The 3,497-nt window shown below is 71.8% G+C and carries 5 protein-coding genes; 2 read left to right on the plus strand and 3 right to left on the minus strand.

The genetic code is table 11. The annotated features are described in order from the left end of the window. Positions 1-929 (plus strand): HAMP domain-containing sensor histidine kinase (locus PKH97_RS15055; protein ID WP_324388399.1); only part of this gene is annotated, 929 nt, incomplete at its 5' end. On the opposite strand, the gene PKH97_RS15060 is transcribed toward PKH97_RS15055, so the two are convergent. From PKH97_RS15060 to PKH97_RS15070, 3 genes are all read right to left on the minus strand, one after another. Then, positions 907-1,320 carry a type II toxin-antitoxin system VapC family toxin gene (locus PKH97_RS15060; protein ID WP_324388400.1) on the minus strand — a complete coding sequence of 138 codons (414 nt, stop codon included), beginning with the start codon at positions 1,318-1,320 and terminating at the stop codon, positions 907-909. The two genes, PKH97_RS15055 and PKH97_RS15060, sit on opposite strands and share 23 nt — an antisense overlap. After that, positions 1,317-1,565, minus strand: a complete 249-nt coding sequence (locus PKH97_RS15065) for an Arc family DNA-binding protein (RefSeq protein ID WP_324388402.1) — start codon at positions 1,563-1,565, stop codon at positions 1,317-1,319. Before PKH97_RS15065 ends, PKH97_RS15060 begins: the two co-directional genes overlap by 4 nt. A 127-nt stretch (positions 1,566-1,692) precedes the next feature. Then, positions 1,693-2,916 (minus strand): FAD-dependent monooxygenase, encoded by a 1,224-nt coding sequence (locus PKH97_RS15070; RefSeq protein WP_324388403.1) that lies wholly within the window; start codon positions 2,914-2,916, stop codon positions 1,693-1,695. Positions 2,917-2,933: 17 nt separating this feature from the next. Here PKH97_RS15070 and PKH97_RS15075 point away from each other — a divergent pair. Next, on the plus strand, positions 2,934-3,497 hold a 564-nt coding region (locus tag PKH97_RS15075), incomplete at its 3' end, for a helix-turn-helix domain-containing protein (RefSeq protein ID WP_324388405.1).

Genomic DNA, 3,497 nt, shown 5'->3' on the forward strand with positions numbered 1-3,497 from the left:
CGCGGGCCGCGTGGGGCGCGCCCTTCGTTGTCGTCGCCGCGCTGGCCGCCGGTGTGGCCGCGGCCAGCCGCACGATGCTGCTGGCCGAGGACGCGCGCGGGTTGATCTTCGTGCTGCTGAGCGGGGCACCTATCGCTCTGCTGTGTGGGCTGCTGTTGGCGCGCCGGGTGCGGCGCATCGAGGAGCGGTTGCAGCGTGAGCGTGCCGATCGGGAGCGGGCCGCGGCGGTGGAGCGGGATCGGCGCGAGATGATCCAGTGGCTCTCGCACGATCTGCGAACACCCTTGTCCGGCATCCGGATTCTCGCCGAGGGCGTCGGCGCCGGGGCCACCGGCCCCACCGAGGCCACGGCCCGGATCACCCGGGAGGTCGACCGGCTCGACTCAATGGTCGACGACATCGCCGAGTTGTCGCGGCTGCAATCTCCGGCGCCACCCGAGTTCGTCACGCTTCCCCTGGTCGACGTCGTCTCCGACGCGGTCGCGGCCGTGCACCCACTCGCAGGGGCAGCCGGGGTCGAGGTGGCCCAGGGCCGGCTCGACGACGTCCTGGTGCCGGTGGCTCCGCGGGCGGTTGCGCGGGCGGTGACGGACCTGCTGCGCAATGCTGTGCGGCATACGGGACCGGGGGGAAGAGTGCAGGTATCCGTCACTGCGGCAACGGATTTCGCCGTGATCGAGGTGGCGGATCAATGCGGTGGCATCGCGCCAGAGGACCTGCCGCGGGTCTTCGACGCCGGGTGGCGAGGCGACCCGGCCCGCGGGGAGCAACCTGGAACGGCCGGTATGGGCCTGGGGCTGGCGATCGTCCGTGAGGTCGCGCTCCGTCACGGCGGCAGCGCCGACGTGCTCAATCTCGCGGACGGTTCCGGCTGCGCCTTCAGGCTGTGCCTGCCGTGCCCGCAGGTCAGACCGACCAGGGGTCGATGACCGGCAGACCGAGCCCGGCGAAGCCCGCCGAATCTCGCGTCGCCAGTGTCGTCCCGGCCTCGAGGCAGATGGCGGCGATGAGCGCATCGAAGCCGCCGATCGGCGCGCCGGCCGAACGGCGTGCATCGAGCACGTCGGCATACCGGGACGCGCACGCGCCGGTCAGCGGCAGGCACGCCCCGAGGGCCTCGAAGGCGCGTTCGGCGGCGGTCCGCAAGACATCGGTGCGCCGACCGGGAGGCAGTATGGCGATGCCCGCAAGCACCTCCGCCCGGTTGACGACGGTGGTGACCGGTGTCTCGGGAAGCCGTCGAAGCCAGCGGAGCACGCCCTGGTCGGCGTCCGGACCGCGCATCACCTCGGAGATGACGTTGGTGTCGAGCACGATCATCGGCCGGTGAAATCCGCTGCGGGAGCCGGCTCGTCCCCGGGCGTGGTCAGGTCAACGCCACCCACTGCGTCACCGGCGGCGATCAGTTGCTCGATCCAACTCACGTCAGCGAGCAGCGGGGCGTTCAAGCCATCGATCAGGATTTGGCGCGCTTCAGCCTCCATCGACCGGCCGCGGGCGGCGGCCCGCAGGCGGAGCCGCTGCTTGGCCTCGTCGGGGAGTTGTCGAATGGTGATTGCCGCCATGCAGCAATGCTATCAATGCTGCATTCTCAGCGGATCTCGGCGCTCAGTCCCGCGGGGCGCGCATGACCATGATGCCGGCTGATCGTGGCGCGTCCGAGCCCACGCCCAGGACCGCCTGCGGGATGCGTCACCCGGCTCGTGGCGAGACCAGCTCAGGCAAGTCGAACGCCGAGGCCCGGTGCAGCTTGCGGGCAACGGCGCCGAGCACCAATCGCTCCAGCGGCAGGGCGGTCAGGACGCGGAGAGCTCGCAGCGTGCTGCGCACGGCCCGCTCGCTGGGCAGAACCATCCGCTTGAGGTTGGCGGGGCCGAGCTTCTGATTGGCCCGGGCGAACGGACGCAGGCTCGCCTCGGCGCGCCGCAGCGCTCCCGGGATGTCGTCGGGGGTTCGGGCGAGCTCGGCGCTGGTGACGTATGCCGTGACCAGCCCGAGCGTCGTCCCCTGACCCGAGGCGGGCGAGGCGCAGCAGGCGGCATCGCCGAGCAGGCCCATCGCGCCGCGCGACCACGCCGGTAGTTCGACCTGGGCGACCGAATCGAGGTAGACGTCGTCGGCGGTGGCGAGCGCGTCGAGCACCTCCGGCACGCGCCAGCCCTGTCCGGCGAAACGCTCGCGCAGGAAGGCCACCTGCGCCGAGCGCTCCCGCGGCAGCCCGCCCTCATGCGTGAAGAGCAGCATGGCGCGCGCTCGCGGACGGGTCGCCGTGGCATACAGCAAGGCGGTGGTGCCGGGGGCGACATAGGTCATCTCCTCGGCGCTGAGGCCGAGCGAATCGTGCATGGTGACAACGGCGATGCCGTGTCCGAGGTGACGCACGGCGGACCCGTCGGACCCCGTGTCGAGGGCCAGCTGCCGCGTCGCCGAATGCAGGCCATCGGCGCCCAGCACCACGTCATACGTGTGTGTGGTGCCGTCGGCGAAGGTCACGCGGACGCCGTCAGCGCCGTCGGCGATGGCGGTGACGGTGGTGTCGAAGGCGACCGGACCCGCGACGGTGGCGAGCAGGCCGATCAGGTCGCCGCGCTCGATCTCGGCGTCCTCGCCGGTGCGCCCGCCGAAGGTGTCACCACCCATCGCAGCCACGGTTCGCCCATCCGCGGTGACGATGCTGCCGGCGCTCACTCCGCAGGCCATCCGCCGAGCGTCCGCCAGGACCCCGAGCCGGCGCAACACCTCGACACCAGCGCCTCGGGCGTCGACCTTGTAACCGCCGGTGCGCAGGCTGGGTGCGCGCTCGACCACGGTGACCTCCCAACCCTGACGGCGCAGGCAGGCCGAGGCGGTGAGTCCGGCGACGCCGGCGCCGATGACGAGTGCGGTACGTGACTGTGAACTGTGAATGGTGTTCATAGTTAAAGGACGATAATGTGAATGTCGTGCACAGTCAAATGGAAGCGGACGATCGCGCACTGCAGGTGCTCTGGGGCGTGGCCGAGCCCCGCGCCCGCGGTCCGCGAGCGCGCCGTTCGGTGCCGGAGGTGGCAGCCGCTGCGGTCTCCCTCGCGGACGAGGCCGGGCTGGAGGCGGTGACGTTGGCCGCGGTCGCCGGCCGGCTCGGGCTGACGACGACCGCGCTCTACCGCTACGTCGACACCAAGGAGAGCCTGCTCGAGATCCTTCTCGACGCCGCCCTCGGCGGGCCGCCTGATGAGCTGACCGGGGCGACCTGGCAGGAGCGCGTGCGGGTCTGGACCCACGCCCTGACCAGACGTTATGCCCGTCACCCCTGGCTCGCGCGAATCCAGCCTGCCGGGCAGCCGCGTCATCCCAGCCTGTATGCCTGGCTGGATGCCCTCGTGACCACCGTCGCGCACGAGCCCGGCATCGACGGGATGCGCCTGGGGCTGCTGCTCGATGCTCTGGTGCGCGCCTTCGCTGGCCTCCGCGCGCCGGCCGCAGCATCGCCGGCCTGGCTCGGACCGGCGCTGGCG

This window comes from Nostocoides sp., from assembly GCF_035343835.1.
In the GTDB taxonomy this organism is placed as follows: Bacteria; Actinomycetota; Actinomycetes; order Actinomycetales; family Dermatophilaceae; genus Nostocoides_A; species Nostocoides_A vanveenii.

Excerpts from the sequence above, each read along its gene's own strand:
- PKH97_RS15060 (WP_324388400.1), bottom strand. The coding sequence starts at position 1,320 with ATGATCGTGCTCGACACCAACGTCATCTCCGAGGTGATGCGCGGTCCG.
- PKH97_RS15065 (WP_324388402.1), bottom strand. The coding sequence starts at position 1,565 with ATGGCGGCAATCACCATTCGACAACTCCCCGACGAGGCCAAGCAGCGG.
- PKH97_RS15070 (WP_324388403.1), bottom strand. The coding sequence starts at position 2,916 with ATGAACACCATTCACAGTTCACAGTCACGTACCGCACTCGTCATCGGC.